Genomic DNA, 26,059 nt, shown 5'->3' with positions numbered 1-26,059 from the left:
GAGCGGGGCGGGGTCCTCCGCGGTGGTGGTGCCGGTGGCGGTGTCAGTCGGCGGGGACTGCCACGACCACCTTGGCGGCCCGCAGCAGCGAGCCTCCGAGGTAGTAGCCCGCCTCGACGACGTCCGCGACCGTGGAGGTCTCGGCGCCGGGGGTGGGCTGCTGGAAGATCGCCTCGTGGATGTTCGGGTCGAACAGGTCGCCCACGGCGCCGGTCTTCACCAGGCCGAGCTTCTCCACTCCGCCGCGCAGCTTCTGCGCGATGGCCGTGAAGGGCCCGCCCTCGGCGAGGTCGCCGTGCTTCTCGGCGCGGTCGAGGTCGTCGAGCACGGGGAGGATGACCTTCACCGCGTCGCCGATCGCCCGCTCCTTGTCGATCTGGCGGTTCGCCTCGGTGCGCTTGCGGTAGTTCGCGTACTCGGCGGTCACCCGCTGGAGATCGGCGAGGTGCTCGGCCGCGAGCGTCTCGGCGCTGGACTGTCCCGAGAGGAACGAGAGGTCGGCGTCCGAGAGGCTGGTCTCGACGTCGGGCCCCTCGGCCTCGATGAGGCCCTCCTGGTCCTGGGCGTCCTGCGCCGCCTCCGCTCCCGCCTCGCCGCCGGTGGCCGGCTGCTCCTCGGGGAGGTCCTGGGGCTCGTTCTCGGCTGCCATGGCTACTTCGTGTCCTTCGGCTCGTCCTCGTCGATGACCTCGGCGTCGACGATGTCCTCGTCGTCCTTCTTGTCACCGTCGGCCGGAGCGTCCGCGGGGGCGCTCTGCGCGGCCTGGTCCTGGGAGTAGATCGCCTGGCCGATCTTGGTCTGCGAGGCGTTGAGGGCGTCGAACGCGGTCTTGACGGCCGCGTCGTCGTCGCCGGCGAGCGCGGTCTTCAGCGCGTCGACGTCTCCCTGCACCTCGGACTTGACGTCCTCGGGCAGCTTGTCCTCGTTGTCCTTGATCAGCTTGTCGATCGAGTACGCCAGGGTCTCGGCGTTGTTGCGGATCTCGGCGGCCTCGCGGCGGGCCTTGTCCTCGGCGGCGTGCTCCTCGGCCTCGCGGACCATGCGGTCGATGTCGTCCTTGGGCAGCGACGAGCCGCCCGTGATCGTCATCGACTGCTCCTTGCCGGTGCCCTTGTCCTTCGCGGACACGTGGACGATGCCGTTGGCGTCGATGTCGAAGGTGACCTCGACCTGCGGGATGCCGCGCGGGGCCGGCGCGATGCCGGTCAGCTCGAACGTGCCCAGGTTCTTGTTGTCGCGGGTGAACTCGCGCTCGCCCTGGAAGACCTGGATCGCGACGGACGGCTGGTTGTCGTCGGCCGTGGTGAAGGTCTCGGACCTCTTGGTCGGGATCGCGGTGTTGCGCTCGATCAGCTTGGTCATGATCCCGCCCTTGGTCTCGATGCCCAGCGAGAGCGGGGTCACGTCGATCAGGAGGACGTCCTTGCGCTCGCCCTTGAGGACGCCGGCCTGCAGCGCGGCGCCGACGGCGACGACCTCGTCCGGGTTGACGCCCTTGTTGGGCTCCTTGCCGCCGGTGAGCTTCTTGACGAGCTCGGCCACGGCCGGCATGCGGGTCGAGCCGCCGACGAGGACCACGTGAGCGATGTCCTCGACCTTGACGCCCGCCTCGGCGATGACGTCGGTGAAGGGCTTGCGGGTGCGCTCGATCAGGTCGCTGGTGAGCTCCTCGAACTTGGCGCGGGTGAGCGTCTCGTCGAGGTTCGCCGGGCCGTTCTCGGTGAGCGAGAGGTAGGGCAGCTGGATGCTGGTCGAGGTGCTCGAGGAGAGCTCCTTCTTCGCCTGCTCCGCGGCCTCCTTGAGGCGCTGGCGAGCGATCTTGTCCTTCGAGACGTCGACGCCGGTCGAGTCCTTGAAGCGCTTGACCAGGTGGTCGACGACGCGCTGGTCCCAGTCGTCGCCGCCGAGGCGGTTGTCGCCCGAGGTCGCGCGGACCTGGATGGTCGAGAAGTCGTCGTCCTTGCCCACCTCGAGGAGGGAGACGTCGAACGTTCCGCCGCCGAGGTCGAAGACGAGGATGAGCTCGTCCTCCTTGCCCTTGTCGAGGCCGTAGGCCAGCGCGGCCGCGGTGGGCTCGTTGATGATGCGCAGGACGTTGAGTCCGGCGATCTCGCCGGCGTCCTTGGTCGCCTGGCGCTCGGCGTCGTTGAAGTAGGCCGGGACGGTGATGACCGCGTCGGTCACCTTGTCGCCCAGGTACTGCTCCGCGTCGCGCTTGAGCTTGCCCAGGATGCGGGCCGAGATCTCCTGCGGGGTGTACTTCTTGTCCTCGACGCCGAAGGTCCAGTCGGTGCCCATGTGGCGCTTGACCGACGCGATGGTGCGGTCGACGTTGGTGACGGCCTGGCGCTTCGCGGTCTCGCCGACGAGCACCTCCCCGTCCTTGGTGAACGCCACGACGGACGGCGTCGTGCGGAAGCCCTCGGCGTTGGCGATGACGGTGGGCTCGCCTCCCTCGAGGACGGCCACGACAGAGTTGGTGGTTCCCAGGTCGATGCCTACGGCACGGGACATATGCGTTGTTCTCCTTCGCGATCGGCGTCGCGCGGGCGGCTGCCGGTCAGTTGACGGGTGGTGCGGAATCCTCTGCGGGAGTTGAGCCCCACACGCTCAAGTTTACGCATCCGTCGTCTCGCGTCAAGTCCGGAGGCGAGAAGTTGAGTCGCATCGGCTCAACTCTCAGACTCGCGGGTCCCGCCGCTTCCGGCCGTTCACCTCCTCCCCCTACGGTGGGCCCATGACGACGCGCACCGGCCGCTGGCCCGTCCTCGCCTGGGGCCTGTGGGACTGGGGCGGATCGGCCTTCAACGCGGTGGTGACCACCTTCGTCTTCACCGTCTACCTGACCACCGACGGGCTCTTCGGCACCTCGAGCGGAGTCTCGGCCGCGCTCGGCTGGTCCCTCGCCGGCGCCGGCGTGGTCGTCGCCGTGATCGCGCCGATCACCGGCCGCCGGGCCGACCTCGGCGGGCGCCGCCGGCTCTGGCTGGGGATCCACTCCTCCGTCGTCGTCCTCTGCATCCTGCTGATGTTCCTCGTGCGCCCCGACCCGGCCCTCCTCTGGCTGGGACTCGGACTGCTCGCGGTCGGCACGGTCTTCTTCGAGTTCGCGAGCGTCAACTACAACGCGATGCTCCTCCAGGTCTCGACCCGGGCGACCATCGGCCGCGTCTCCGGCTTCGGGTGGGGCATGGGCTACGTCGGCGGGATCGTCCTGCTGCTGATCGTGTACTTCGGCTTCATCTCGCCCGAGGTCGGGCTCTTCGGAGTGACGGGGGACGACGGCCTCGACGTGCGCGTCTCGATCCTGGTCGCCGGCGTGTGGTTCGCCGTCTTCGCCCTTCCGGTGCTGGTCGCGGTGCCGGAGACGCCGGCGCGCGCGAGCCGGGCGGAGCGCGTCGGCGTGATCGCCTCCTACCGCGCGCTCTTCGCGCAGGTCGCCGCCCTCTGGCGCGAGAGCCGCAGCACCGTGGCCTTCCTCATCGCCAGCGCGGTGTTCCGCGACGGGCTCACCGGGGTCTTCACCTTCGGCGGCGTGCTGGCGCAGGGCACCTTCGGCTTCGACGCCGGCGAGGTGATCCTGTTCGCCATCGCCGCGAACGTCGTGGCCGGAGTGGCGACCATCTCGGTCGGTGCGCTCGACGACCGCATCGGCCCCAAGGCCGTGATCGTCGCCTCGCTCATCGGCCTGGTCGTCTGCGGCACCGCCGTCTTCGTCCTGCACGACGGGGGGAGCACGGTGTTCTGGATCTTCGGCCTGCTGCTGTGCCTGTTCGTCGGCCCGGCGCAGTCGGCGAGCCGCAGCTACCTGGCCCGCCTCATCCCGGAGGGACGCGAGGGCGAGATCTTCGGCCTCTACGCGACCACCGGGCGGGCGGCCTCGTTCCTCGCGCCCGCCGCCTTCGCAGCCGCCGTCTCGATCGCCGCGGCCCTCTCGGGCAGCGGCGAGGCGAACGTGCAGTACTGGGGCATCCTCGGGCTCGTCCTCGTCCTCGCCGTGGGACTGGTGCTGCTCCTGCCGGTGCGCCGCCCGCCGGCCACCGCCCCCGTCGTGCCGGAGCCGCGGCTCGCTCCGCCCGCCCGCCGGGACTGACGAGGCCCGGCCCGCGGAGACGCTGGCGAGGCCCCTCCCTGCGCGCCATGGCCGAGGATCAGACCGTGGCGATCCAGAACACGATCAGCAGGAGCGTGACGAGGAAGCCGGTCAGGAAGTTCAGCGCGAGGAAGCGCTTCCAGCCCGCGTTCGCCCGCTCCGCCTCGGCGTCCTCGAGCGACCGGTACGGCCAGATGCTCACCGCGTACGGCACCGCGAGGATCGCCGCGAGGGTCCCCGGCCAGGGCAGCAGGAGCAGGAGCAGGCCGCTCGCGATGTAGGCGGCGATGGCGAAGCGCGTGGTCGCCTTCGCTCCGATCACGGTCGCGATCGAGCCGATGCCGCCCGCGCGGTCGGCCAGGATGTCCTGCACCGCGCCGAAGGCGTGGCTCGCGATCCCCCAGAGGAAGAACGCCACGAGGAGCGCCACCAGAGGTCCGGTGACCACGGTGCCCGCGAGGGCGATCCCGTAGACGGCCGGGCTGACGAAGTGGGTCGCCGAGGTCAGCGAGTCGACGAACGGGCGCTCCTTGAAGCGGAGCCCCGGCGCACTGTAGGCGATCACGGCGAAGACGCTGATCGCGAGGACCAGCCACGAGACCGGGGACCCGAGCAGCACGAGCGCCACCAGGAACGGCACGTTCGTGGCCACCGCCGCGATGAGCGTCGCTCGGTGCTCGCTCCGGTCGAGCACGGCGCCCTCGACGCCGCCCTTGCGGGGGTTCCGCAGGTCGGACTCGTAGTCGAAGACGTCGTTGATCCCGTACATCGCGAGGTTGTAGGGGATGAGGAAGTAGATCGTGCCGAGCACGAAGGCGAGGTCGATCTCGCGGGTGGTCAGCAGGTACGCCGCCGCGAACGGGTAGGCGGTGTTGACCCAGCTCAGCGGGCGGCTCGAGACGAACAGCGCGCGCAGCCGGTTCACGGCTCGCTCCGACGACGCGAGGGCAGGAGCACCCAGAGCGCCGGGAGGGCGAGGGCCGCGGCGATCGCGTAGGCGAAGTCCTCGATCGGAGCAACACCGATCCGGATGCCCGAGATCAGGTCGTCGTCGTAGGCGACCAGCAGGCCCACTCCGATCATGATGTTGTCGAACACGGCGGTCATCACCAGCAGCACGGCGAGGGTGCCGAGGACGGCGGGCAGGCGCAGGACGCGTCGGCGCAGCGCGAGCAGCAGCAGCACCAGCACCACCGCGAGGAACACGGCGTTGAGGAGGAGGTAGGTCACGCGCGCGCCTCCGCTCGCCGGGAGACGCGCTGCGAGAGGAAGCCGTGCACATCCATCGTCAGGTAGCAGAGCAGGGTGAGGAAGAGGACCTCCTCGACCGGGAGCTCCGGCGCGATCTGCAGGCCGGTCATGTAGGAGGTCTCTCCGCGGAAGAAGACGCCCAGGCCGATCCCCACGAGGTCCCAGACCAGGAAGAACGCGACTCCCACGGGCAGCACGATCGCCGCGCGTCGCGCGTCCGCCCAGAAGAACAGCCGGAAGCGGCGGTCGAGCACGATCATCCCGGTGATCGAGACGAGGAGCGCGAGCAGGTAGAGGATCCCCACGCCTACTCCCCCACGGCGACGGGCGCGACCGGAGCGGACGGCGCCACCCGCACGGGCAGCGGCTCGGTCGACACGTCGCCGCGCACGCGCTTGAGCATGACCTCGGCGCTGATGATGCACATCGGCAGGCCGATGCCGGGGATCGTGGAGCTGCCGGCGAAGAGCAGGCCGTCGACGTGCCTGCTGACGTTCCCGGCGCGGAAGAAGGCGCTCTGCGAGAGGACGTGGGCCGGTCCGAGCATCGAGCCGCGCCAGGCGCCGAGGTCGCTCTCGAAGTCGGCCGGGCCGATGGTGCGGCGGACGACGATCCGCTCGGCCAGGTCGGTCGCGCCGGTCCAGGACGCGATCTGCGCGATGGCCTGGTCGGCGATGGCCTCGACGCGCGCGTCGCCCGCGCCGTCGACTCCGCCGTGGCCGATCGAGGTGTCGGCCGGGATCGGCACGAGCACGAACAGGTTCTCGTGCCCCTCCGGAGCCGTACTCGCGTCGGTCGCGCTCGGGCGGCAGACGTAGATCGACGCGGGATCGGGGACGGTCGGGTGCTCGCCGAAGATCTTGTCGAAGTTGTCGCGCCAGTCCTTCGTGAAGAGCAGGGTGTGGTGCTCGAGCTCGGGCAGCTCCCCGCGCACGCCCAGGAGGACGAGGACGGCGCTCGGGCCGGGCTCGCGCTTCTCCCAGTAGGCGGGCGGGTAGGTCCGCAGCTCCTCGGGGAGGAGCGACTGCTCGGTGGTGAAGAGGTCGGAGGCGTTGACGACCAGGTCGGCGGGGATCCGCTCCGTGCCGTCGGGGCCCGTGAACTCGACTCCGACGACCTCGGCGCCGCGGCGTCGGCCGCGGGGCGAGCGGGCGGTGAGGATCCGCGTCGCGGGCGAGGACGTACGGACGGTGACGCCGGCCTCCTCGGCGACGTCGGCGACCGCCTCGATCAGCTTCGTGAATCCGCCCATCGGGTAGAGCACGCCGTCGGCGAGGTCGAGGTGGCTCATCAGGTGGTACATGCTCGGCGCGGCGAACGGCGAGGAGCCGAGGAAGACGGCCGGGTAGCCGAGGATCTGGCGCAGCCGGTTGTCGGTGACCGCCGTCGCCGCGAACGTGTCGAGCGGCGTGAGCAGCAGGCGGCCGAGCCTCCCGGTCCGGCTGAGCACGTCGCGGCGCAGCAGCGGGAGGAAGGAGGAGAAGCTCGTGTAGAGGAAGCGGCGCTTGGCCATCTCGTAGGTGTCGCGCGCGGAGTCGAGGTACGCGCGCATCCGCTCGCCCGCTCCGGGCTCGATGCTCTCGAAGAGCGCGAGGTTCGACTCGAGGTCGGCGAGCACGTCGATCGGCTCGTCGACGCCCTCGCTGTAGACCCGGTAGCCGGGGTCGAGCGTGACGAGGTCGAGGCGCTCCTCGGCGCTGGTGCCCATGAGGCGGAAGAAGTGGTCGAACACCTCGGGCATCAGGTACCAGGAGGGACCGGTGTCGAAGCGGAAGCCCTCGTGCTCCCACGAGCCGGCGCGGCCGCCGACGGCCTCGCGCGCCTCCAGGAGGGTCACGTCGTAGCCGTCGCGCGCGAGCAGCGCGGCGGAGGCGAGCCCGCCGATCCCGCCGCCGATGACGACGGCGCGGTGCGGGCCGGTCCTCGAGCGGGTCGCGCGGACGGGGCCGGGGCCCAGGCGCGGGCCCAGCGTCGACACGGCCGCCTTCGCCGCGAGCGCCGCCTTGGCGGCCGTGGGCACGCTGACGCGGGCGCGGAGGAGCTCCTCGGCGGGCGTCGCGCGGATCCGGTCGGCCAGGGCGGCGAAGAGGGAGTGGGCGAGCAGGACCGCGCGCCGGCTCGAGCGCGGGAGCTCGGGCACGATGGCGGCGGCTTCGGCGAGGTCGTCGTCGAGGTCGGCGAGCAGCGAGGCCTTGTCGCGCTCGGAGAACGCCCGCGGGTCGACTCCGGGGAAGTAGCTGCGGCCGAGGCCGTCGACGTCGGCGGCGAGATCGCGGAGGAAGTTGACCTTCTGGAACGCGGCGCCCAGGCGGCGGGCTCCGGCCACGAGCCGCTCGCGGGCGGCCTCGGAGACGAGCCCCGCGTCCGGCGCCGCGAGGAACACGTGCAGGCACATCAGCCCGACGACCTCGGCGGAGCCGTAGACGTAGGCCTCGAAGGACTCGGGGGTGTGCTCGGTCTCGCGGAGGTCGGCGCGCATCGACGCGAAGAACGGCCGGGTGAGCTCGGTGCCGAATCCGGTCGCCCGCGCGGTCCGCGCGAAGGCGTGGATCACAAGGTTGGAGCTGTAGCCGGAGGCGAGCGCGCGCTCGGTCTCGGCCTCGAAGGCGTCGAGGGACTCCTCCACCGCGGCCCGGTCGAGACGGGCCTCCTCGGCGACGCCGTCGACGATCTCGTCGGCGACGCGCACGAGGGCGTAGACGTCCTCCACCCGCTCGCGGACGCCCGGAGCGAGCAGGCGCGTGGCCAGCCCGAAGGAGGTGGAGTAGCGGTGGATCACCTGCGCGGACGACTCGTGCGCGACGCGGTCGTACAGTTCGCTCTGGCGGCTCATCGTGCCACCGTACGGGGGCACGGCCGGGCGGAGCGCATCGTCGCGCGCATCCGCGCGTGGCGGACAGCGCTCATCGGGTGCGCCCGACCACGCTGGCCACGAGCGGGCGGACCTCGTTGCGGAACGCCTCCGACACCGCGGGCGTCTCCAGAGCCGCCCAGGCGCGGTCGGCGAACTGGTTCGCGAGCCCCTCGGCGTAGCTGCGGGCGCCGCACTCCTCGAGGATGCCGCGCACCTTCTCCGCGGTCTCGGGCGCGAGGTGCTCGTCGCCGATCAGCGCCTCGATGTCGGGCCAGCAGTCCGTGCCGGCCGCGTGGGCGATGAGGACGGTGCGCTTGCCCTCGCGGAGGTCGCCCAGCGTGGTCTTGCCGGTCTGCCCCTCCGAGCCGAAGACGCCGAGCAGGTCGTCGACGATCTGGTAGGCGATGCCGATCCAGCGGCCGAACTCGCCGAGCGCGTCCACCGCGGCGTCCGAGGCCCCGGCGAGGATCGCTCCGGCCTGCAGCGGCGCCTCGAAGGAGTAGACGGCCGTCTTGAGGCGCTCCATCTCGAGCACCTCGTCGACCGAGGGCATGCCCGGCATGAGGGAGAAGTCCACATCGGCCAGCTCACCCGCGGCGGAGGCGAAGACGGCCTCGTCGAGCAGGGTGAGCAGGCGGGCCCGCACGCCGTCGGAGGCGCCGACGCCCTCGACGAGGCGGTGGGCGCCGGTGAGGGCGAGGTCCCCGGCGATCACGGCCACCGAGGTGCCCCGGTGCTCGGCGATCGGGATGGAGAGGCCCGCGGTCGTCGCCTCGTCGCGGTAGCTGCCCGAGACGTTCGGGCCGCCGCGGCGCACGAAGTCGCGGTCGATCACGTCGTCGTGCACGATCAGCGCGGTGTGCAGCAGCTCGAACGCCGCGCCGAGATGGGCGGCGGCCTCCGGATCCTGGCCGCCGTGGGCCTCGTACGCCGAGATCACCATCAGCGGGCGGAAGCGCTTGCCGCCGCGGGTGTTGGCCTCCAGCGTCTGCCAGAGGGTCAGGTAGCGGGGTCCGAGACGCACCGCCCGGGACCTCGCCAACGAGAAGAACCTGTCCAGGACGGCATCGACGTGCTCCTGCCTCAACCGGGACAGAACCACGGGGTCGCGCGTATCCACGGGGGAAGGCTAACAAAGGGGAGAACCAGGACGATAAGCCGGCTGATGTGTTGCGGCGTGCTTGACTTGCGGGTATGACTTCGCCAGCCGCCACTGTGCAGACGGACCGGATCGAGCAGGTGGTCCTCCTCGACGAGGCCGGGAACGCCGTGGGGGTCGCCGACAAGGCGACCGTGCACGACACGGCCACCCCCCTGCACCTCGCGTTCTCCTGCCACGTCTTCTCCCCGGACGGCGCGCTGCTGGTGACCCGCCGCGCGCTCGAGAAGCGCACCTGGCCGGGCGTCTGGACCAACTCCTTCTGCGGGCACCCCGCCCCGGGCGAGCGGATCGAGGACGCCGTCGTCCGCCGGGCCGAGCGTGAGCTCGGCGCCCGGCTGGCCACGCTGGAGGTCGCCCTGCCGGACTTCCGCTACCGCGCGGTCGACGCGTCCGGCGTCGTCGAGAACGAGATCTGCCCCGTCTACACGGCGACGCTGTCGAGCCGCGACGCCCTCGATCCGCGCCTCGACGAGGTCATGGACTACGAGTGGGTCGACGCCGAGGCGACGCTCGCCGCCGTCCGCTCGACCCCCTGGGCGTTCTCCCCCTGGCTCGTGCTGCAGCTCCCCCGCCTGCTGGGCTGACCCCTACGCCCTGATCTCTGCGCCGGCGTCAGTCGGTGTAGACGTCCGTGCGGTGGAAGTTGAGCGCCGACCGCGACGCGGTCGGACCGCGCTGGCCCTGGTACCGCGAGCTGTACTCCGCCGAGCCGTAGGGCTTCTCGGCGGGCGAGCTGAGGCGGAAGAAGCACATCTGGCCGATCTTCATCCCCGGCCAGAGCGTTATGGGGAGCGTCGCGACGTTGCTGAGCTCGAGGGTGACGTGGCCGGTGAAGCCCGGATCGATGAACCCGGCGGTCGAGTGGGTCAGCAGCCCGAGCCGTCCGAGCGAGCTCTTGCCCTCGAGGCGCGCCGCGATGTCGTCCGGCAGGGACACCTCCTCGTAGGTCGAGCCGAGCACGAACTCTCCCGGGTGGAGGATGAACGGCTCGCCCTGCGGCGTCTCGACCAGGCGGGTCAGCTCGGGCTGGTCCTCGGCCGGATCGATGTACGGGTAGCGGTGGTTGTCGAACAACCGGAAGAAGCGGTCGAGGCGCACATCGACGGACGACGGCTGCAGCATCGACGGATCGTGCGGGGCGAGCCCCACGCGGCCGGAGGCGAGTTCGAGCGAGATGTCGCGGTCGGAGAGGAGCACGCTGCGATCCTAGGGCGTGGCGCGACCCCGGGGCGTGGGCCGGCTCCGGGCCTTGCTACGATGTCCTGGTGCGCCCGAGTGGCGTCGCGCGAGTGTAGTTCAATGGTAGAACTTCTGCTTCCCAAGCAGATGGCGCGGGTTCGATTCCCGTCACTCGCTCTCCTCTCCCCTCGTCTGCGGCCGGTCCTCCGGCCCGATGCGAGCGGCTCCTCCTCCGGCGCTGCAGCGGCGTACGGCAGCGCAGCTGCGTTCGGCAGCCCCGCGGTGTCCGTCAGCCCAGCAGCGGCAGTCGCCCGACGATCCTGTCGATCCGGTTCCTCGGCCCCACCAGGCTGACCGCGAGGTACTGCAGCTCGTCGGAGCCGCTCGCCGCCACCGCCTCCCGGTACTCGTCGTACACCCGGGTGGCCTGCGCCGACGCGGGCATGTCGGCGACGAACGTCCCCTCGTGCGCCTCGGCCTTCGCGCGGATCGCGAGCAGGGTGGCCGCGTCGGCGGCGAGGACCGTGCAGCCGGCCCACGGCAGACCGGGATGCAGCGATCCGGACGCGTCGGCGGGGCTCGGTCCGAGCAGTCCCGCGACGTGCGCGGCCGTCGCGGCGCCCACGCAGATCGCGGCGTTCACGGCGCGACCGGCGGGGAGGGACTCGTCGACGACGACCACCCACTTGAGGCGGGCCGAGCGGGTGGGCGCGGCGGTGTCGATCTCGTCGGGGTGGAAGCCGACGGCGTCGGGGGCGGGGATGGTCATGCTGCTCCTCGGTTCGTGCGAAGTGACGTCACGAAGAGTAGGCAGGAGGGGTCCCCTGCGGCAGGATCTCCGTATGAACGACCAGCAGAACGGCCCAGGAGCGGCACTCGACGAACTCGACGTCCGGATCCTGCAGGTCCTGCAGTCGGATGCACGGATCACGAACCGGGACCTCGCAGCCGCCGTGCACGTCTCGCCCACCACCGCCCTCGACCGCACGAGGAGCCTCCGGCGCCGCGGCGTCATCACCGGCGCGACGCTCACTCTCGACTTCGCGGCCCTCGGGCGCGGCGTGCAGGCGCTGATCGCGGTCCGCATCCGTCCGCCGTCGCGCGAGATCATCGAGGCCTTCCGCGACTGGGTCGCCGGCCTCGACGAGACGGTCGGCGTGTTCGTCACCTCCGGCTCGGAGGACTTCATCATCCACGTCGCCGTCCGCGACAACCAGGACCTCTACGCCTTCGTCATCGACGAGCTGACGCAGCGCCGCGAGGTCGCCGACGTGCGCACCTCGGTCGTCTACGAGCACCTGCGCGAGCAGGTCGTCCTGCCGCTGGAGCCGCACGGCCGCGCGGAGCGGTGAGGCGCCCGAGCGGCGTTCCGACGCGACACGCCGGGCGGATCAGTGGCAGCGCGCGTGATCGCGGGACGCAGAGGGCAGGGTGGAGGGGTGACAGAGCTCGTCCAGATCCCGTCGCCGGGCGTCGCCCTCGAGTACGGGCACCCCGGCCGGCCCGTGGTGGTCGTGCTGCACGACGTCTTCGGGCGCCTGCCGTGGCTGGAGCCGTTCGCCGAGGCCGTGGCGAAGCACGGCTACCACGTGCTCGTGCCCGACCTCTACGACGGCTGGGCCACGCTCGCCCCGGAGGACGCGCGCGACCTCGCCGCGATGGCCGCGCAGGACCGCACCCTCGCCGCCGTCGCCGAGGCGGTCGGCACCGGAGTCGCGGCCGGGGCACCGCGCAGCGCCGTCATCGGCTTCGGCTTCGGCGGCCGCCTCGGGCTGCTCGCCGCGGGCACCGGGCTCGTGGACGCGGTGGTCGCGTACTACGCCACCCTCGGTGCGGAGGAGCACGTGCTGGTCCCGTGCCCCACCCTCCTGCACTACGCGCAGAGCGACGAGTGGCCCGCGGGCGACGACCCGGAGTCGTTCGTCGGACGGCTGAAGGAGTCGGGGACGCCGGTCACGGCGCACACCTACCCGGACACGCAGCGGCACTTCGCGAACGGCAACCTGCGCGACGCGGTCAGCCCCGCCTCCGCGGCGCTCGCCTACGCGCGGACGCTCTCGTTCCTCAATCCGCAGCTCATCGACACCTGAGCTCAGCCCTGCACATCGTGCAGGTGGTGCTGGACGTCGTGCAGGTAGTAGCGGGCGATCGTGTCGACCGTGAACGCCGCGCCGTCGCTGCGGCGGCCTCGGCGCTGCCACTGGGCGCCGGCGACGGAGTCGAACACCTCGGCGATGCGCTCGGCCGCCTCGACCAGCTCGCGGCCGACCGTCGCGGGGTCCTGCTGGTCGTAGCGCTCCTCCACGGCGGTGACGTCCTGGTCCCAGTTGGGGTAGAGCGGGTCGTCGCCGGCGAGCATCAGCTGCACGCGGGTGCGGTAGATACGGTGCACGTCGCGCACGTGCGCGGCGTACTCGAGCGGCGACCAGGTCTCGTCGTCGGGCCGGCCCGCCGCGTCGTCGCGGTCGAGCACGTAGGGCCAGGCGGCGGCGTTCTCGCGGATGAGCTCGGCGACCTCGTCGGCGTCGACGAGCGAGGCGTCGAAACCGCACTCGAGGCAGGGGCGCTCGAGGACCCAGGTCCAGTCCTTGGTGTCGGGAGTGATCGGCATGGCACCAGAGTAGGGCGCCGTCGGATCAGCAGCGCGTCGGGGTCCCCTGCACGGCGCCGCGCTCGCCGTCGGCCGTCCACGGGAGCCGGGGCAGGCCCTCGGCTCCCGCCGCGGCTCCCTGCTCGACCGCGATGGCGGCCAGCGTGCGGGCGACCGTCGCGGCGAAGTCGCCGCCGGGCGTCGAGCTGTTGATCGAGACGGCCACGGTCAGGCCCGAGACCGGGTCGGAGTAGGCCGCGGTGACGAAGCCGGGCGCGAGGCCCGAGAAGCCGCGGAGGGGTCCCGCCTCGTGCCCGCCGAGCGCGGCGCGGAGGTAGTCGGCGCGGCCCTGGCCCTGGACGACCGGGTCCTGCCACATGGCGTCGCCCGCGGGATCGGCCGCGAGACCCGTCGCCAGCCGCCGGAGGTCCTCCAGATCGGTCAGCGCTCCGCCGGCGGCGCCGAGGGCGGACGGGGACGCGGCGGTGACGTCGAGGCGCACGTCGCAGCGCTTCTCCCCGGTCGCCGGGTCCAGCGCGACCGCGTAGCCGCGGGGGGACGGAGCGGGCAGGTCGACCTCGGAGGCGCCGGGCAGCTCCGTGCTCCGCAGCCCGTACCGCGGCACCACGTACTGGTCGTAGAGCTCCCCGATGCTCCGACCGGTCACCTGCGCGGCGACGATGCCGGCGAGCAGCGGACCGGTGGCGGAGTCGGACCACGCCGCTCCGGGCTCGGCCGAGGCACCGCGCACCTGGGCCGCGGCGAGCAGCTCGAGCGTCGGCCACTGCCGCGGGGGGTTCTGGAGCACGGTCGGCCAGAGCGCCGAGCGGAAGTCGGCCAGGCCGGAGGTGTGCGCGCAGAGCTCGCGCAGGGTGAGCCCGTCGATGCCGGGCAGGGAGCGCAGCGTCTCGCCGACGTCGGCGTCGAGGTCGACCCGGCCGGAGTCGGCGAGGGCGAGGACCACGTCGCAGGTCATCGCCTCGGTGCCGCCGGTGCCGAGCCGCAGGTGCGCGTCGGTGGTGAGGGCGGTGGTGCGCTCGTCCGACTCCCAGCCGACCGCGCCCTCCCAGCTGCCGCCCCACGGCGACCAGACCCCGGCGACCGCTCCGGTCGCGCCGGCGACGCCGACCGTCTCGTCGAGGAACCCCGACAGGGCGGAGGCGAGCTCCTCCGACGCCGCCTGCGCGGGCGCCTCCGCCACGCGCGAGGCGGCGGCGGACGTGCAGCCGGCCAGTGCGAGCACGAGGACCGGGACGACGAGCAGTCCCGTCCGCGTCCGTCTGCGAGATCCCATGCCGTGCGACTCCCCCGTCGTCTGCGAACGGCACCACTGTACGGGGGCTCCGTCGGGCCGGAGAGGGCCGCTGAGCGCGCGATCGCGATTCGTGTCCTGACCGTGACCGGCGGAGTCCACCCCGTTCCCAAACCGGCAGGCGCCGGGTTACGAAGAGAGGGAGTACAGCGCAGAGGCGCTGCTCGAAGGAGGTAAGAGACCATGCGCAGATCCCCCAATCGACTGCTGGCGACTCTCTTCGGAGCCGTCTACGTCGTCGTCGGGCTCCTCGGCTTCGTCGTGACCGGAGGTGTGCAGTTCCTCTCGACCGAAGGCGGGCTCCTGCTCGGCGTCTTCGAGGTGAACCCGCTGCACAACATCGCCCACCTGCTCATCGGAGGCGCCCTGCTGATCGCGGGCCTGTCGACCGTCGCCGCGGCGAAGACCGTCAACGTGACCGTCGGAGCGGTGTACCTGCTGCTCGGCATCGTCGGCTTCTTCCTGGTCGACACCGCTCTGAACGTGCTGGCGCTGAACACCGCCGACCACTTCCTGCACCTGGCCAGCGCGCTGGTGCTCCTGGGAGTCGGACTCGGCACCGAGAAGACGGCGAGGACGCGCACCGCCGCGACCGCCTGACCCGGGCGGCACCCGCCGCCCCCCTCTACTCCGTCCGCCGTGGGCCCGCCGTTTTCCGCGGCGGACGGACTGAACGGCCCCGGACGACACGATGCGGTGTGTCGATCCGGGGCCTCCTCTTCTTCCCCGATCCAGCGAAGGAGCCGCCATGACCACCGTGGCCCGCTGCAACGCCGCTTTCGCCGGACTCGGCGCCGGGCTCGTCCACCTCTCGCTCGCCGCCGGCGGCGAAGGCGTGCAGGCCCCGGTGATCGGAGTGCTCGGTGCCGTCGAGATCCTCTGGGCGGTCCTCGTCCTGGCGCGCGGCCGGATCGTCGTGCCGCGCTCCGCGCTGGTCGTCGCGGTCGCCTCCCTGGCGGCGTTCACCCTCGCTCTGGCCCTCGGCGCACTCGCCGAGCCCCTCCCCGCGCTGGCGGCCGCGGTCCTCCAGCTGATCGCGGTCGCCGTGGTGGCCGTCTCGCTCCGCTCTCCGCGCGTCGAGGAGAAGGCCGTCTCGCCGTCGCGAGCTCTCGTCGGACTCCTGGCCGGCGCGCTCACCGTCTCCGCCCTCGCCACCCCCGCCATGGCCGCCTCCTCGGGCGGGTCGGGCGACATGGGCGGGATGATGCACTCCGTCGTCGACGGCGGACACGGGCACTGACGCCTCTGGTCCCAGCGGCTCCGCTCGGCTAAGGTAAGGCAGACCTAAGTCGCCGAGGGAGGCCACCGTGTCGAACGTCATCCCGTTCTCCGAGGCCCTGCGCCTGCGCATCGGGCAGTCCGGCGCGGACGACGAGGGCGCCGCCTTCATGACCTCGCTGATGACCGGCTCCGGCAGCCGCGACGACTACATCGCGCTCATCTCGCAGCACTACTTCGTCTACGAGGCCCTCGAGGCCGTGGCGGAGGACATGGCCGGCGATCCCGTCGCGGAGCCCTTCCTCTCGGCCAAGCTCACCCGGCTCCCCGCGATCGCGGAGGACCTGCGCTTCCTCGTCGGCGAGGACTGGCGCGAGCGCATCCGCCCGCTGCCCTCGACCAGCGCCTACGTCGACCGGATCCGCACTGTGGCCTCGGGCTGGAGCGGCGGCTTCGTCGCCCACCACTACACGCGCTACCTCGGCGACCTCTCCGGCTGCGCGATCGTCCGCGGGCTGCTGCAGCGGCGGTTCGGCTTCGAGACCAACGGCGTCGGCTTCTTCCTCTTCGGCGAGATCGCCGCACCGTCGGCCTTCCGCGCCACCTACCGCGAGCAGCTCGACGCCGCGGGCTGGGACGAGGAGGAGCGCGAGCGGGTCATCGCGGAGGTCGCGGAGGCGTACCGGCTGACGACGGAGCTGTTCCGCGATCTCGCCCGGACCTGCGCGGCGGCCTGAGGCCCCTGCTCCCACGTCCTCCGCAGGGCGTCAGTCCGCGGACGCCTCCGCGACGGCGGCCGGCTCGGCTCGCCGTTCGGACATGAAGCGCAGCACGTCCTTGTCGACGATGATGTCGCTCGGCCGGAGCGGCCGCGTCAGGTAGAGCCCCTCGAGGCTCGTGATGCGGCTGAGCGCCACGTAGGTCTGCCCGGGGGCGAAGGCGCGCTGCCCGAGGTCGACCACGGCGGAGTCGTAGGTCTTGCCCTGCGACTTGTGGATCGTGACCGCCCACGCCAGGCGGAGCGGGAACTGCGCGAACTCGGCGACGATCTCGCGGGTCAGCTTCTTCGTCGCGGCGGAGTAGGAGTAGCGGTAGCGCTCCCAGGTCGCGGGCTCGACCTCGTGGACCTCGCCGTCCACCTCGACCCACACCGTCCCCGCGACCTTCGTCACCCGGCCGATCGTGCCGTTCACCCAGCGCTGCTCGGAGTCGTTGCGCAGGAACATCACGTGCGCGCCGATCTTGAGCTCGAGGTTCTGGTCCGCCGGATAGGCGCGCCCGCCGAAGTCGCCGCTGATCTCGGCCGACGCGGTCTTCAGCGGGCCCTTCAGCCGCGCGAGCGCCGCCTGGTTGATGCGGTTGACCGTGTCGTTGCGGGTCGCGAGCGTGATCGCGTCGTCGGCCGGAGGCGTCCGCGCGCCCGCCGCGTTCAGCACGTCGGCGATCTCCTTCGTCACCATGCCGAAGCGGACCGCGTTGAGCATCCACTTGAAGCGCTCGTCGCTCTGCCGGTGGATCCGGCCGAGCTCGACGATCCGCAGCGGCGCCTCCTGCCAGACGAGGGCGTCGAAGAACCACAGCGAGCGGTAGCGGTCGGCGAAGTAGGCGCGCTCCTCCGGATCGCCGGGAACGGGTGCGAGCTGGAACGGGTCGCCGAAGAGGACGACCTGCACGCCCCCGAACGGCTCGGAGCGCCGCTGCCGCGCCTGCCGGAGGCTGCGGTCGATCCCGTCGAGCAGGTCGGCGTTGACCATGGAGATCTCGTCGATGACGAGCGTGTCGATGGTGTTGAGGAGCTTGCGCAGCTCGGGCGGCTGGTCGAGGTCGGAGTCGGCGATGACGCCGATCGGCAGTCGGAAGAGCGAGTGGATGGTCTGGCCGCCGACGTTCAGCGCCGCGACGCCGGTGGGGGCGCAGATGACGATCTGCTTGTCGGTGTTCCAGCTCAGGTGGTTGAGCAGGGTGGACTTGCCCGTGCCCGCGCGACCCGTGACGAACAGGTGCTCGCGCGTGTTCTCGATGAGGTCGAAGACCCGCTGCTGCTCGTCGGAGAGGGTCGGCTGAGTCACCGCTCCACTGTACCCGCGGGCCGCCGGGACCCCGGGGCCCGGGCGCGGATCAGCCGCGCTTCTGGAGGGCGGCCAGGCGGTCGTTGTAGGCCGTGAGCTCGGCCTCTCCGGTGCGGTCGGCCTGGCGGTCGCGGCGCTTGGTCTCGCGGGCGTCGGAGCGGCTCCACATCATCGCGACGACGATCGCGAGCGCGAGGGTGGGGATCTCGCCGATGCTCCACGCGATGCCGCCGGCCGCCTGCTGATCGGCGAGCGCGGAGGTGCCCCAGCCCATCGCTCCGTACCAGTCGGCGAGGAGCAGCCCCTCCCCCGTCATCAGTGCGAGGCCGAAGAAGGCGTGGAACGCCATGGTGCCCAGCAGCAGCAGGAGGCGCATCGCGTAGGGCACGCGGTGCACGCTCGGGTCCACTCCGATCAGGACGCTGACGAAGAGGTAGCCGGTGATCAGGAAGTGGACGATCATCCACTCGTGGCCGATGTGGTCCGTGGTGGCCCAGCGGAACAGCGGGGAGTAGTAGAAGCCCCAGAGCGACCCGACGAACAGCAGCGCGGCGACGATCGGGTGCGAGATCGCGGTGGCGAAGCGCGAGTGCACGGCGAGCAGCACCCACTCGCGGGCACCGCGGGAGCCGTCGGTGCGGCGGGCGGCGGCGCGGGCGATGAGCGTGACCGGTGCCGCCGGGACGAGCAGCAGCGGCACCGCCATGGTGAGGACCATGTGCGAGAGCATGTGGGCGCTGAACAGGTACTTCTCGTACGCGTTCACCCCGCCGTTCGTGATGTAGGCCAGGAGGAGCATGCCCGCGATCCAGAGGATCGTGCGGTGCAGGGGCCAGCGGTCGCCGCGGCGGTGCAGGCGCACCACCCCGGCGACGTAGAACGCGATGGCGAAGGAGCAGACCAGGAGCCAGACCAGGTCGATGTTCCAGAGCGTGAGGAAGTTCATCGCGCTCGCGGGCGGCGGCAGGGGCTCGCCCGTCAGCAGCTGGGCCGGGGTCGGATCCGTGAGCTGGCTCGCGGCGATCTGGTCGACCGGGGTCGCGGTGCGCGCGAGCGCCGCGGCGACTCCGGACGCGATCCCCATGAAGGCGACCTCGGCGCCGACGAGCCACCAGAAGCTGCGGCCGCCGACACCGCCGGCCTTCCGCATCCGCTCGATGAGGTAGCGGCGCTGCAGCACGCCGAACAGGCCCAGCGCGACCAGCGCCGCGACCTTGACCAGCACGAGGATCCCGTAGCCGGTGAGCAGGTTGTCGAGGGTGGCGAGCCGGAGCTCGGCGCTGACGTAGCCGGACGCCGCGACCACGACGAAGCTCACGAGCGCAAGGCTGGAGTAGCGCTCGATCACGGGCAGCAGGCGGGAGCCGCCGAGCAGGGGCCGCAGGGCGATGACGGTGATGAGGCCGCCCAGCCAGATCGCCGCGAAGACGAGGTGCAGGCCCAGCGCAGCGACGGCGGCGTCGTGCCCGCTCGCTCCCGCCGCGTGCCCCTGCTGCGCCATCGGCAGCAGCGTGAGCAGGGCCAGGCCCGTGACGAAGACGAGCGCGGTCTGGTTGCGGACGGCGAAGCAGAGGACGGTGACGACGGCCGCGAGCAGGGTCGTGATGAGCCAGGCCTGGCCGACCTCGATGCTGCCGATGAAGTAGCTGAGCTTGGTGCCGAAGTCGCGGTCGAGGCTCAGAGGCGTCTGCGTGACGTTGAGGAAGGTGAGGAACCCGGTCACCGCGCTGGCCGCCGCGAAGAAGGCGGCGCTGGCGGCGGCGACGTCGAGGGCGATCGAGAACTCGGTGCGCGGCTCGGGCGCGGCCTCGGCGGACGCGGGGCGCGCGGGGGCGACCGCGGTCCGCGTCGATCCGGCGCGGGAGGAGGCCTGGCCGCCGCGCGAGGACTGGCCGCCGCGCGAGGAGGCGTGAGCGGTCGAAGACCGGGACGAGGACCGGGCGTCGCGGGCGGCGGCGGCGCGGGGGCTCAGCGCGAACAGCGTCAGCACGAGCGAGCCGATCATGCCCGCGGCGCCGAGATTGACGGCCAGCTTGGCGATCGGGAGGCCGTAGCGGACCACGGGGCCGGGATCGTTCAGCAGCGGAGCCGCGGCTCCCCCTCCGAAGGCCAGGGCCGCGAGGAGGGCGACGAGCGCTGCGGCGACGAGCACGAGCGCAGGGCCGACGATCCGGACGGTTCGATTCACCGGTCCAGCCTACGTTCCGCGGCTGATCGGCAGCCGCGTCCGCGGACGACGACGGCCCCGGCGCAGTGCCGGGGCCGTGTCGGAGGGCGCGACTACTTCGCGGCGGCCTTGAGCTTGGTGCCAGCGGAGACCTTGACCGAGTGGCCGGCGGCGATCTGGATGGTCTCGCCGGTCTGCGGGTTGCGGCCGGTGCGCGCGGCGCGGGAGGTGCGCTCGACGGCGATCCAGCCGGGGATGGTGACCTTCACGTCGTTCGACACGGAGTCGGCGAGGGTGGTGAAGAGCGAGTCGAGGACGCCGTTGACGGCGGCCTGGCTCTGGCCGGAGTCGGCGGCGATCTTCGCGACGAGCTCGGTGCGGTTGAGCGACTTGTCAGCCATGGAGTGTCCTCCCAGGACGTTCTCGCTGTCGGAACAGCTGGTTTCGATGGATCGTCCTCGGCCGGGGACGGACGTCCTCAACCGGTCGGACCGTCGGTAACCTACCAGCCCCGCCCCGGATCTCCGGCGATTCCGGCCCCGAGACGCCCGGAACGACGCCGATCGCGCCGGTCGGTCCCTCCACAGGAGGCGCTCGGCGCCTCTCGTCCACCGATCCGCCGATCGCCTCTCCGCAGAGTCCGCCGCCTGACGAGGATCGGCTCATGACGACGACGGCACTCCTCCCTCCATCCGCTCCGGCCGACGCGGCCCTCCCCCGGCCGCCCAGGCGGCACCCTCCCGCTCGCCGGCCGTACGAGCCCGGCCTCGCCGCGCTCGCGCTGGGCCTGCTCGCGCTCGCGTCCTCCGTGCATCCGCTCTGGGCCCTCCCCGCCGTCGCCGTGGCGGTCGCCGCGGTGATCGCGTCCGTGCGGGCGCTGCGGTGGGCGGGCGAGCGGAGGAGCGCGGTGGCCGGGCTCGCCTGCGCGGCTCTCGCGCTGCTCGTCTGCACCGTCACGGCACCCGCCTCCGTGCGGGCGGGCCTCGCCGTGCTGGCCTGGATCACCGCCCTGCGGCCCGGCTCGTGAGCGGGCGCGGCTCCGGTCCAGCCCGCCTCGCTACAGTGACGGCGGCCCGCGCCCGAGCGGGCCGGGAGGACGGCCACGATGGCTCAGACGGACGGTTGGATCTCGACGGCGATCTGGTGGCACGTCTACCCGCTCGGCTTCACGGGCGCCGAGGCGAGCGCCTCGGAGGGTCCGGGCCCGGACGACGAGCCGCAGCACCGCCTCCGCGCCCTGCTCCCCTGGCTCGACGACCTGCTGGCGCTGGGCTGCAACGGGCTGCTGCTCGGGCCGGTCTTCGCCTCCTCCACCCACGGCTACGACACGGTCGACCACTTCCGGGTCGATCCCCGCCTCGGCGACGAGGCCGACCTCGACGCGCTGATCGCCGCGTGCCGCGAGCGCGGGATCCGGGTGCTGCTCGACGGGGTCTTCAACCACGTGGGACGGGAGCACCCCTGGTGGCGTGCCGCGGTCGCGGCCGGCGAGGGCTCCCCCGAGGCGGCGCGCTTCTCCCGCAGCGAGCGGTCGCAGGAGGTCGACGGCCTCCGCGTCGACGTGTTCGAGGGGCACGACGCCCTGGTCGAGCTCGACAACGGGAACCCCGAGGTCGCGGAGCACGTGTCCTCCGTGCTCGCGCACTGGCTCGAGCGGGGCATCGACGGCTGGCGGCTCGACGCGGCGTACGCGGTCGCGCCGGCGGCCTGGCACGCGGCGATCGACCCGGTGCGGCAGCGCTTCCCCGACGCGTGGTTCGTCGGCGAGGTCATCCACGGCGACTACACCGGCTACGTGCGGGAGTCGGGGCTCGACTCGGTCACGCAGTACGAGCTCTGGAAGGCCGTCCGCAACTCCCTCGAGGAGGCGAACCTCTTCGAGCTGGCCTGGTCCCTGAAGCGCCACGACGACTTCGTCCGCGAGTTCCTGCCCCTCACCTTCGTCGGCAACCACGACGTGACCCGGATCGCCAGCGCCGTCAGCGACGAGCGCCACCACGGCCACGCCACGGCGATCCTCGGCTTCGTCGCCGGCGTGCCGAGCATCTACTCCGGCGACGAGCGGGGCCTGCGCGGCGTCAAGGAGGAGCGGATCGGCGGCGACGACGCGATCCGCCCGGAGTTCCCGGCCGATCCCGCCGCGTGGCCGGGCGGGGAGGCCTACCGGGCCCACCAGGAGGTCGTCGCGTTCCGCCGACGGAACCCGTGGCTGGTCGGCGCGAGCACCCGCACGGTCGACCTCTCCAACACCGCCGTGATGCTCGTGGCGGAGGGCCCGGAGGGACGCACCGCGCGGCTCGCGCTGAACATCGGCGACGAGACGGCGACCGTCGGCGGCGTCCAGGTCGCTCCCCACTCCTGGTCGCTGCACGACTGACCAGGCGCGCAGGCGGCCCGGCAGTGCGCGACGGAGCGTCGACCTCCGGAGGCCGGTCCTCTACGCTCGGGCGCATGCCGAGACCTGCACGAGGACCCTCCGACGGGCGAGCCGACTCGATCGACGACGCCGGTATGCCGGCGTCCGGACTCGAGCAGGCGTTCGCCGCCCCGGTCGACCCGGAGAGCGACCCCGGACCGGGCGAGAGGAGCGGCCTCTCGAGCCGCATCGCCCAGGAACTGCTCGAGGACGGCTTCGGCCTCGACGCGAGCGACGAGGAGCCCCCGTCCCGCGCCGTCGAGATCGACGATCCCGCCCGCGCCGTCGGTGACGATCCCGCCCACCCCGTGCACGGCTCGATGTCCGGCGAGTTCGAGCGCCGCTGAGCCCGGCCGCCGTCGGTCGGTCGTCGACAGCCCGGCGGCACCGCTCCGCCCGCCGGCCGTCGTCACCCCGCCGGTACCGCGCCGCCGGCCGCCGGAGCCGGGTCCGGGCCGCCCGCCTCCAGCTCGGCGAGGAATCCGGGCCGGAGCACGCGTGCCTCGATCGACGCGGCTCCCGAGGTCCAGCCGTCGCCGAGCGGACGCTCGGGCGTGAGCAGCACGTGGCCCGGCGTCCCCGCTCGGCCGAGGGCGGCGGCGACGCGGCCCTCCGGATCGTAGAGGGCGTGGTCGACGAGCGGCCCGTAGACGGCGTGCACCGCGAAGTCCTCGCGGCTGCCGAGGAGGACGGGCAGCAGCTCCTCGGCCGGGCGCAGGCCGTGGGGCCACCAGCGGAAGCGCTCGACGAGCTCGTGGCAGGCGGCGCACGAGGGCGAGAAGAAGACGAGGTGCGTCGCCGGGCGGGACAGCTCCTCGAGCGTCAGGAGCTCGCCGGCCACCGTGACGAACGCGAGGTCGGCGGCCGAGAGGTCGCCCTCGGGCGCGCGCCCCGGCGCGGACTCCCTGTCGGCTGCGGGCAGGCGGGCGGCCGCCCGGACGCGAGCGGCCGTCGACGCCGCACGGCGGTCGCGCACCAGCACGAGCGAGACCGCGGCGAGAGCGGCGGCGAGCCCGGACACCGCCGCCGAGGCACCGCCGCCGCCGAGCAGCGCGGCCGGAGCGAGCCCGCCGAGCGCCCCGGCCACCGCGAGCGCGAGCAGCACCGCGTTCCTCGCGACGGTGCGTCCGGTCATCCGCGCCGAGCCCAGCCCGCCGAAGCACTCGCAGTCGACGTCCTCGGTCGCACGGACCGCGCGGACTGCGACGACGAGGAACACGGCGTCGAGGAGCACCACCGGCACGAGGGCGGCACGGTGCGCCGGAGCGGGCGCCAGCACCACCGCGGCGCCCAGCACGATCTCGACCACGGGGAAGGCGGCCGCGAACCAGCCGCGGCGCCGGAGGAGGAGGGGGACCCCGAGCGCCTCGAGGCTCGCCCGGAACCGCTCCGCGCGGCCGAGCTTCAGGGCACCGCTGACGCCGAGCACCGCGCCCGCGCACCACGCGGCGATCGCGAGAACCGCCTCCAGCATCCGTCGCCCTCCTCGCTCGGCATCGACCCGCGCGACGCTACCGGCGCGGATCGGCCTCCCGCGGCCGAGGCGGGGAACGGGGCGGAGACGGCGCGATCCGGCGCGTTCCGCCCTCCGGACGAGCCGTTGCCGGTGCATCCGGTGCCCTGATCCGGCCAGGCGCGGCGCCCCCGGGCTCCCTCCCGGTCCCGGACGGCCGCTCGGCCGTACACTGCGAGAGGATCGGAGGGGTCATGCGGGGACGGCGAGCGCGCGACGAGCGGCACGGCACGGCGACGACCCCGCCTGCGGACGCCGCTCCCCCGGCAGCGGTCCCGGCTCCGGCCCCCTCGGACTCGCCGGACGACGCCTCGGGCGACGTCTCGACCGGGATGCGGATCGCCGCCGCCTGGTCGTGGCGCTTCCTCGCCGTCGCCGGGCTCCTCTACCTCCTCGTGCGCCTCGTCTCGCTGCTGCCCGTGATCGTCGTGCCGGTGCTGATCGCGCTGCTGCTCACCGCGCTCCTCACCCCGCTGCGGAACCGGCTCGAGCGCCTGCGGCTCCCCCGCCCACTCGCGGTCCTGGTCTCGATCGTCCTGATGCTCCTCCTGCTGACCGGCCTCGTCGGGCTGGTGATCGTGCAGTCGCGCTCCGGCTTCAGCGGAGTGGGGCAGCGCGCTCTCGACGCGGTCGACGGCGTCGAGGCGTGGCTGCGGAGCCCGCCGCTGTCGTTCTCGGACGTCCAGCTCTCGGACTGGGCGCAGCGCGCGGTCGACTGGGCCGACGCGCAGGCGTCGACGATCGCGTCCGGGGCCCTCGCCGTCGGCTCCCAGCTGGCCGAGGTCTTCGCCGGAACCCTCCTCACCCTGTTCTCGCTGATCTTCCTGCTCCTCGACGGCCGCCGGATCTGGCACTGGTTCCTCCGCCTCCTCCCCCGCCGCGCCCGCCCGGCGATGGAGCGCGGCGGCGCCGCCGGCTGGCGGACCCTCAGCCAGTTCGTGATCGCGCAGCTCGGCGTCGCCGGGATCAACGCCGTCGGCATCGGCATCGGCGCGCTCGCGCTGCAGCTGCCGCTCGTCGTGCCGATCGCGATCGTGGTGTTCCTCGGCTCGTTCGTCCCGATCCTCGGCGCGATCGTGACCGGTGCGCTCGCCGCGCTGGTCGCGCTGCTGTTCAGCGGGCCCGTCGCCGCGCTGGTGATGGTCGGCGTCGTGATCCTGGTGCACCTGCTCGAGGGGCACGTGCTGCAGCCGCTCATCCTCGGGACCGCCGTGAAGGTGCATCCGCTCGCCGTGGTGCTCGGAGTCGCGACCGGGCTCGAGGTGGCCGGGCTCGCCGGAGCGCTGTTCGCGGTGCCGACCATCGCGACGCTGAACGCGGCGGTCACCGCCATGCGGGCGCGCGCGCCCGGCGCGGAGTGAGCGCGTTCGATCCGGCCGCCCGACCCGGATCGACGGTGCTGCCCGCCCTCGCCTGCCCGGTCTGCGGCGGCGCGCTCGCCCCCGACGCGCTCCCCCGCCCCTCCTCGCTCCGCTGCCCCCTCGGGCACAGCGCCGACCTCGCGCGCCAGGGCTACGCCTCGCTGCTGCGCGGGAGGCACGCGACCTCGGGCGACACCACGGCGATGGTGCAGGCCCGCGCCGACCTGCTCGGCTCCGGCCACTACCGGGTGATCCAGGACGCGGTCGCCGCGGCCGTCCCCGCCGGCGCACGGCTCGTGGTCGACCTGGGCTGCGGCACCGGGGCGTACCTCGCGGCCGTGCTCGAGGCGCGTCCGGCGGCGGACGGGCTGGGCCTGGACCTCTCGGCCCCGGCCGCCCGCCGCGCCGCCCGCGCGCACCCCCGGGCGGCGATCGCGACCGCGGACCTCTGGCAGCCCCTCCCGCTGGCCGACGCCTCCGCCGACGCGCTGCTCACCGTCTTCGCGCCGCGGAACGCCCCGGAGATGCGGCGGGTGCTCCGTCCGGGCGGCGTCGCCGTCGTCGTCACTCCGCGCGAGAGGCACCTGCACGAGATCCGCGAGCGGTTCGGGATGCTCGGCATCGACGCCGGCAAGGCGGAGCGGCTCGACGAGCAGCTGGCGGGATTCGCGCTCGGGGAGCGCATCGAGCTGGACACGACGGTGCTGATGAGCGTCGACGAGCTGCGCGCCGAGGTGCTGATGGGGCCGAGTGCCCACCACGTGGATCCCGAGGCGCTGGACGCTCGGCTCGCGGCGGTAGAGGGGACGACCGCGGTGACGGTCGCGGTCACCGTGTCGCGCTTCGTGCGCGCGGAGTAGCGGCGGGCGCGCCG

Annotated in this window: 27 protein-coding genes and 1 tRNA gene; 13 read left to right on the top strand and 15 right to left on the bottom strand. The window is 72.9% G+C overall.

All coding sequences use genetic code 11. The features are described from left to right. Positions 1–43: 43 nt before the first annotated feature. Both GTU71_RS15655 and dnaK read right to left on the bottom strand, forming a co-directional pair. Entirely contained in the window at positions 44–649 is a 606-nt protein-coding gene (locus GTU71_RS15655; protein WP_104325539.1) for a nucleotide exchange factor GrpE, read from the bottom strand. A 2-nt stretch (positions 650–651) separates the two neighbouring features. After that, positions 652–2,514 (bottom strand): molecular chaperone DnaK, encoded by a 1,863-nt coding sequence (dnaK, locus tag GTU71_RS15650; RefSeq protein WP_104222890.1) that lies wholly within the window; start codon positions 2,512–2,514, stop codon positions 652–654. Positions 2,515–2,737: 223 nt separating this feature from the next. On the opposite strand from dnaK, the gene GTU71_RS15645 reads away from it, so the two are divergent. After that, the gene (locus tag GTU71_RS15645) at positions 2,738–4,093 is read left to right on the top strand and encodes an MFS transporter (RefSeq protein WP_159940955.1); all 1,356 of its coding nucleotides are present in this window, start codon (positions 2,738–2,740) and stop codon (positions 4,091–4,093) included. Between the two features lie 58 nt (positions 4,094–4,151). Here GTU71_RS15645 and GTU71_RS15640 read toward each other — a convergent pair whose 3' ends face one another. From GTU71_RS15640 to GTU71_RS15625, 5 genes are all read right to left on the bottom strand, one after another. Then, positions 4,152–5,018 carry a prenyltransferase gene (locus GTU71_RS15640; protein WP_167305260.1) on the bottom strand — a complete coding sequence of 289 codons (867 nt, stop codon included), beginning with the start codon at positions 5,016–5,018 and terminating at the stop codon, positions 4,152–4,154. Further along, positions 5,015–5,323, bottom strand: a complete 309-nt coding sequence (locus GTU71_RS16535; RefSeq protein WP_104222893.1) for a lycopene cyclase domain-containing protein — start codon at positions 5,321–5,323, stop codon at positions 5,015–5,017. The genes GTU71_RS15640 and GTU71_RS16535 overlap by 4 nt, the downstream gene beginning before the upstream one ends. After that, entirely contained in the window at positions 5,320–5,649 is a 330-nt protein-coding gene (locus tag GTU71_RS15635; RefSeq protein WP_104255346.1) for a lycopene cyclase domain-containing protein, read from the bottom strand. Before GTU71_RS15635 ends, GTU71_RS16535 begins: the two co-directional genes overlap by 4 nt. 2 nt (positions 5,650–5,651) lie before the next feature. Then, the gene (crtI, locus tag GTU71_RS15630) at positions 5,652–8,177 is read right to left on the bottom strand and encodes a phytoene desaturase family protein (protein ID WP_159940951.1); all 2,526 of its coding nucleotides are present in this window, start codon (positions 8,175–8,177) and stop codon (positions 5,652–5,654) included. A gap of 70 nt (positions 8,178–8,247) precedes the next feature. Continuing rightward, positions 8,248–9,222: a polyprenyl synthetase family protein gene (locus tag GTU71_RS15625; RefSeq protein WP_244229492.1), complete on the bottom strand. Its 975-nt coding sequence runs from the start codon at positions 9,220–9,222 to the stop codon at positions 8,248–8,250. Positions 9,223–9,392: 170 nt separating this feature from the next. On the opposite strand from GTU71_RS15625, the gene idi reads away from it, so the two are divergent. Further along, the gene (gene idi, locus GTU71_RS15620; RefSeq protein ID WP_104222897.1) at positions 9,393–9,944 is read left to right on the top strand and encodes an isopentenyl-diphosphate Delta-isomerase; all 552 of its coding nucleotides are present in this window, start codon (positions 9,393–9,395) and stop codon (positions 9,942–9,944) included. Between the two features lie 28 nt (positions 9,945–9,972). On the opposite strand, the gene dcd is transcribed toward idi, so the two are convergent. Next, positions 9,973–10,557, bottom strand: coding sequence for a dCTP deaminase (gene dcd, locus GTU71_RS15615; RefSeq protein ID WP_104222898.1), 585 nt, complete (start codon positions 10,555–10,557; stop codon positions 9,973–9,975). An 88-nt stretch (positions 10,558–10,645) separates the two neighbouring features. Between dcd and GTU71_RS15610 the strand changes: the two genes are divergently transcribed. Further along, positions 10,646–10,716: transfer RNA gene (locus tag GTU71_RS15610), tRNA-Gly, on the top strand. Between the two features lie 112 nt (positions 10,717–10,828). Here the strand turns inward: GTU71_RS15610 and GTU71_RS15605 are convergent. Then, positions 10,829–11,308: a DUF2000 domain-containing protein gene (locus tag GTU71_RS15605; protein ID WP_104249914.1), complete on the bottom strand. Its 480-nt coding sequence runs from the start codon at positions 11,306–11,308 to the stop codon at positions 10,829–10,831. Between the two features lie 73 nt (positions 11,309–11,381). Here GTU71_RS15605 and GTU71_RS15600 point away from each other — a divergent pair, with 73 nt between their 5' ends. Both GTU71_RS15600 and GTU71_RS15595 read left to right on the top strand, forming a co-directional pair. Then, on the top strand, positions 11,382–11,891 hold the full coding sequence (locus tag GTU71_RS15600; RefSeq protein ID WP_104255349.1) for an Lrp/AsnC family transcriptional regulator: 510 nt from the start codon (positions 11,382–11,384) through the stop codon (positions 11,889–11,891). A gap of 87 nt (positions 11,892–11,978) precedes the next feature. Then, positions 11,979–12,629, top strand: coding sequence for a dienelactone hydrolase family protein (locus tag GTU71_RS15595; protein ID WP_104237610.1), 651 nt, complete (start codon positions 11,979–11,981; stop codon positions 12,627–12,629). 2 nt (positions 12,630–12,631) lie between these two features. On the opposite strand, the gene GTU71_RS15590 is transcribed toward GTU71_RS15595, so the two are convergent. Both GTU71_RS15590 and GTU71_RS15585 read right to left on the bottom strand, forming a co-directional pair. Next, positions 12,632–13,150: a DinB family protein gene (locus GTU71_RS15590; RefSeq protein ID WP_104222903.1), complete on the bottom strand. Its 519-nt coding sequence runs from the start codon at positions 13,148–13,150 to the stop codon at positions 12,632–12,634. Between the two features lie 25 nt (positions 13,151–13,175). Further along, positions 13,176–14,423, bottom strand: a complete 1,248-nt coding sequence (locus GTU71_RS15585) for a serine hydrolase domain-containing protein (RefSeq protein WP_159940949.1) — start codon at positions 14,421–14,423, stop codon at positions 13,176–13,178. A gap of 201 nt (positions 14,424–14,624) precedes the next feature. Between GTU71_RS15585 and GTU71_RS15580 the strand changes: the two genes are divergently transcribed. From GTU71_RS15580 to GTU71_RS15570, 3 genes are all read left to right on the top strand, one after another. Next, positions 14,625–15,041, top strand: coding sequence for a DUF4383 domain-containing protein (locus tag GTU71_RS15580; RefSeq protein WP_104222905.1), 417 nt, complete (start codon positions 14,625–14,627; stop codon positions 15,039–15,041). 148 nt (positions 15,042–15,189) lie between these two features. Further along, positions 15,190–15,681, top strand: coding sequence for a hypothetical protein (locus GTU71_RS15575; protein WP_159940947.1), 492 nt, complete (start codon positions 15,190–15,192; stop codon positions 15,679–15,681). Positions 15,682–15,748: 67 nt separating this feature from the next. Then, positions 15,749–16,396 (top strand): biliverdin-producing heme oxygenase, encoded by a 648-nt coding sequence (locus GTU71_RS15570; RefSeq protein WP_104226125.1) that lies wholly within the window; start codon positions 15,749–15,751, stop codon positions 16,394–16,396. Between the two features lie 30 nt (positions 16,397–16,426). On the opposite strand, the gene GTU71_RS15565 is transcribed toward GTU71_RS15570, so the two are convergent. The 3 genes from GTU71_RS15565 to GTU71_RS15555 all read right to left on the bottom strand — a co-directional run bounded on the left by GTU71_RS15565 (position 16,427) and on the right by GTU71_RS15555 (position 20,296). Further along, positions 16,427–17,728 carry a DEAD/DEAH box helicase gene (locus GTU71_RS15565; RefSeq protein WP_104222908.1) on the bottom strand — a complete coding sequence of 434 codons (1,302 nt, stop codon included), beginning with the start codon at positions 17,726–17,728 and terminating at the stop codon, positions 16,427–16,429. A gap of 49 nt (positions 17,729–17,777) precedes the next feature. Continuing rightward, positions 17,778–19,916, bottom strand: coding sequence for a cytochrome c oxidase assembly protein (locus GTU71_RS15560; protein ID WP_244230583.1), 2,139 nt, complete (start codon positions 19,914–19,916; stop codon positions 17,778–17,780). A 92-nt stretch (positions 19,917–20,008) separates the two neighbouring features. Further along, positions 20,009–20,296 (bottom strand): HU family DNA-binding protein, encoded by a 288-nt coding sequence (locus tag GTU71_RS15555; RefSeq protein WP_056037903.1) that lies wholly within the window; start codon positions 20,294–20,296, stop codon positions 20,009–20,011. A gap of 263 nt (positions 20,297–20,559) precedes the next feature. Here GTU71_RS15555 and GTU71_RS15550 point away from each other — a divergent pair, with 263 nt between their 5' ends. From GTU71_RS15550 to GTU71_RS15540, 3 genes are all read left to right on the top strand, one after another. Continuing rightward, positions 20,560–20,922, top strand: coding sequence for a hypothetical protein (locus GTU71_RS15550; RefSeq protein WP_104339586.1), 363 nt, complete (start codon positions 20,560–20,562; stop codon positions 20,920–20,922). Positions 20,923–21,000: 78 nt separating this feature from the next. Next, positions 21,001–22,272 (top strand): alpha-amylase family glycosyl hydrolase, encoded by a 1,272-nt coding sequence (locus GTU71_RS15545; RefSeq protein WP_159940945.1) that lies wholly within the window; start codon positions 21,001–21,003, stop codon positions 22,270–22,272. Positions 22,273–22,346: 74 nt separating this feature from the next. Then, positions 22,347–22,658 (top strand): hypothetical protein, encoded by a 312-nt coding sequence (locus GTU71_RS15540; RefSeq protein ID WP_146084422.1) that lies wholly within the window; start codon positions 22,347–22,349, stop codon positions 22,656–22,658. A gap of 62 nt (positions 22,659–22,720) precedes the next feature. On the opposite strand, the gene GTU71_RS15535 is transcribed toward GTU71_RS15540, so the two are convergent. Beyond that, entirely contained in the window at positions 22,721–23,785 is a 1,065-nt protein-coding gene (locus tag GTU71_RS15535) for a MauE/DoxX family redox-associated membrane protein (protein WP_159940943.1), read from the bottom strand. Between the two features lie 233 nt (positions 23,786–24,018). On the opposite strand from GTU71_RS15535, the gene GTU71_RS15530 reads away from it, so the two are divergent. Next, entirely contained in the window at positions 24,019–25,185 is a 1,167-nt protein-coding gene (locus GTU71_RS15530) for an AI-2E family transporter (protein ID WP_159940941.1), read from the top strand. Beyond that, positions 25,182–26,045 (top strand): methyltransferase domain-containing protein, encoded by an 864-nt coding sequence (locus GTU71_RS15525; RefSeq protein WP_159940939.1) that lies wholly within the window; start codon positions 25,182–25,184, stop codon positions 26,043–26,045. The genes GTU71_RS15530 and GTU71_RS15525 overlap by 4 nt, the downstream gene beginning before the upstream one ends. The last annotated feature ends 14 nt before the right edge of the window (positions 26,046–26,059 follow it).

Source organism: Rathayibacter sp. VKM Ac-2762, from assembly GCF_009866585.1.
Classification (GTDB): Bacteria; Actinomycetota; Actinomycetes; order Actinomycetales; family Microbacteriaceae; genus Rathayibacter.
The sequence above is the reverse complement of the archived record's forward strand: the minus strand, read 5'-3'. Positions and strand labels throughout refer to the sequence as shown.

What these genes read in the sequence shown, in the direction of transcription:
- GTU71_RS15590 (WP_104222903.1), bottom strand. Translation starts at nt 13,150, where the DNA reads ATGCCGATCACTCCCGACACCAAGGACTGGACCTGGGTCCTCGAGCGC.
- GTU71_RS15655 (WP_104325539.1), bottom strand. Translation starts at nt 649, where the DNA reads ATGGCAGCCGAGAACGAGCCCCAGGACCTCCCCGAGGAGCAGCCGGCC.
- GTU71_RS15585 (WP_159940949.1), bottom strand. Translation starts at nt 14,423, where the DNA reads ATGGGATCTCGCAGACGGACGCGGACGGGACTGCTCGTCGTCCCGGTC.
- GTU71_RS15580 (WP_104222905.1), top strand. Translation starts at nt 14,625, where the DNA reads ATGCGCAGATCCCCCAATCGACTGCTGGCGACTCTCTTCGGAGCCGTC.
- idi (WP_104222897.1), top strand. Translation starts at nt 9,393, where the DNA reads ATGACTTCGCCAGCCGCCACTGTGCAGACGGACCGGATCGAGCAGGTG.
- GTU71_RS15545 (WP_159940945.1), top strand. Translation starts at nt 21,001, where the DNA reads ATGGCTCAGACGGACGGTTGGATCTCGACGGCGATCTGGTGGCACGTC.
- dnaK (WP_104222890.1), bottom strand. Translation starts at nt 2,514, where the DNA reads ATGTCCCGTGCCGTAGGCATCGACCTGGGAACCACCAACTCTGTCGTG.
- GTU71_RS15605 (WP_104249914.1), bottom strand. Translation starts at nt 11,308, where the DNA reads ATGACCATCCCCGCCCCCGACGCCGTCGGCTTCCACCCCGACGAGATC.
- GTU71_RS15530 (WP_159940941.1), top strand. Translation starts at nt 24,019, where the DNA reads ATGCGGGGACGGCGAGCGCGCGACGAGCGGCACGGCACGGCGACGACC.
- GTU71_RS15600 (WP_104255349.1), top strand. Translation starts at nt 11,382, where the DNA reads ATGAACGACCAGCAGAACGGCCCAGGAGCGGCACTCGACGAACTCGAC.
- GTU71_RS15575 (WP_159940947.1), top strand. Translation starts at nt 15,190, where the DNA reads ATGACCACCGTGGCCCGCTGCAACGCCGCTTTCGCCGGACTCGGCGCC.
- GTU71_RS15550 (WP_104339586.1), top strand. Translation starts at nt 20,560, where the DNA reads ATGACGACGACGGCACTCCTCCCTCCATCCGCTCCGGCCGACGCGGCC.
- GTU71_RS15535 (WP_159940943.1), bottom strand. Translation starts at nt 23,785, where the DNA reads ATGCTGGAGGCGGTTCTCGCGATCGCCGCGTGGTGCGCGGGCGCGGTG.
- GTU71_RS15540 (WP_146084422.1), top strand. Translation starts at nt 22,347, where the DNA reads ATGCCGAGACCTGCACGAGGACCCTCCGACGGGCGAGCCGACTCGATC.
- crtI (WP_159940951.1), bottom strand. Translation starts at nt 8,177, where the DNA reads ATGAGCCGCCAGAGCGAACTGTACGACCGCGTCGCGCACGAGTCGTCC.
- GTU71_RS15645 (WP_159940955.1), top strand. Translation starts at nt 2,738, where the DNA reads ATGACGACGCGCACCGGCCGCTGGCCCGTCCTCGCCTGGGGCCTGTGG.
- GTU71_RS15555 (WP_056037903.1), bottom strand. Translation starts at nt 20,296, where the DNA reads ATGGCTGACAAGTCGCTCAACCGCACCGAGCTCGTCGCGAAGATCGCC.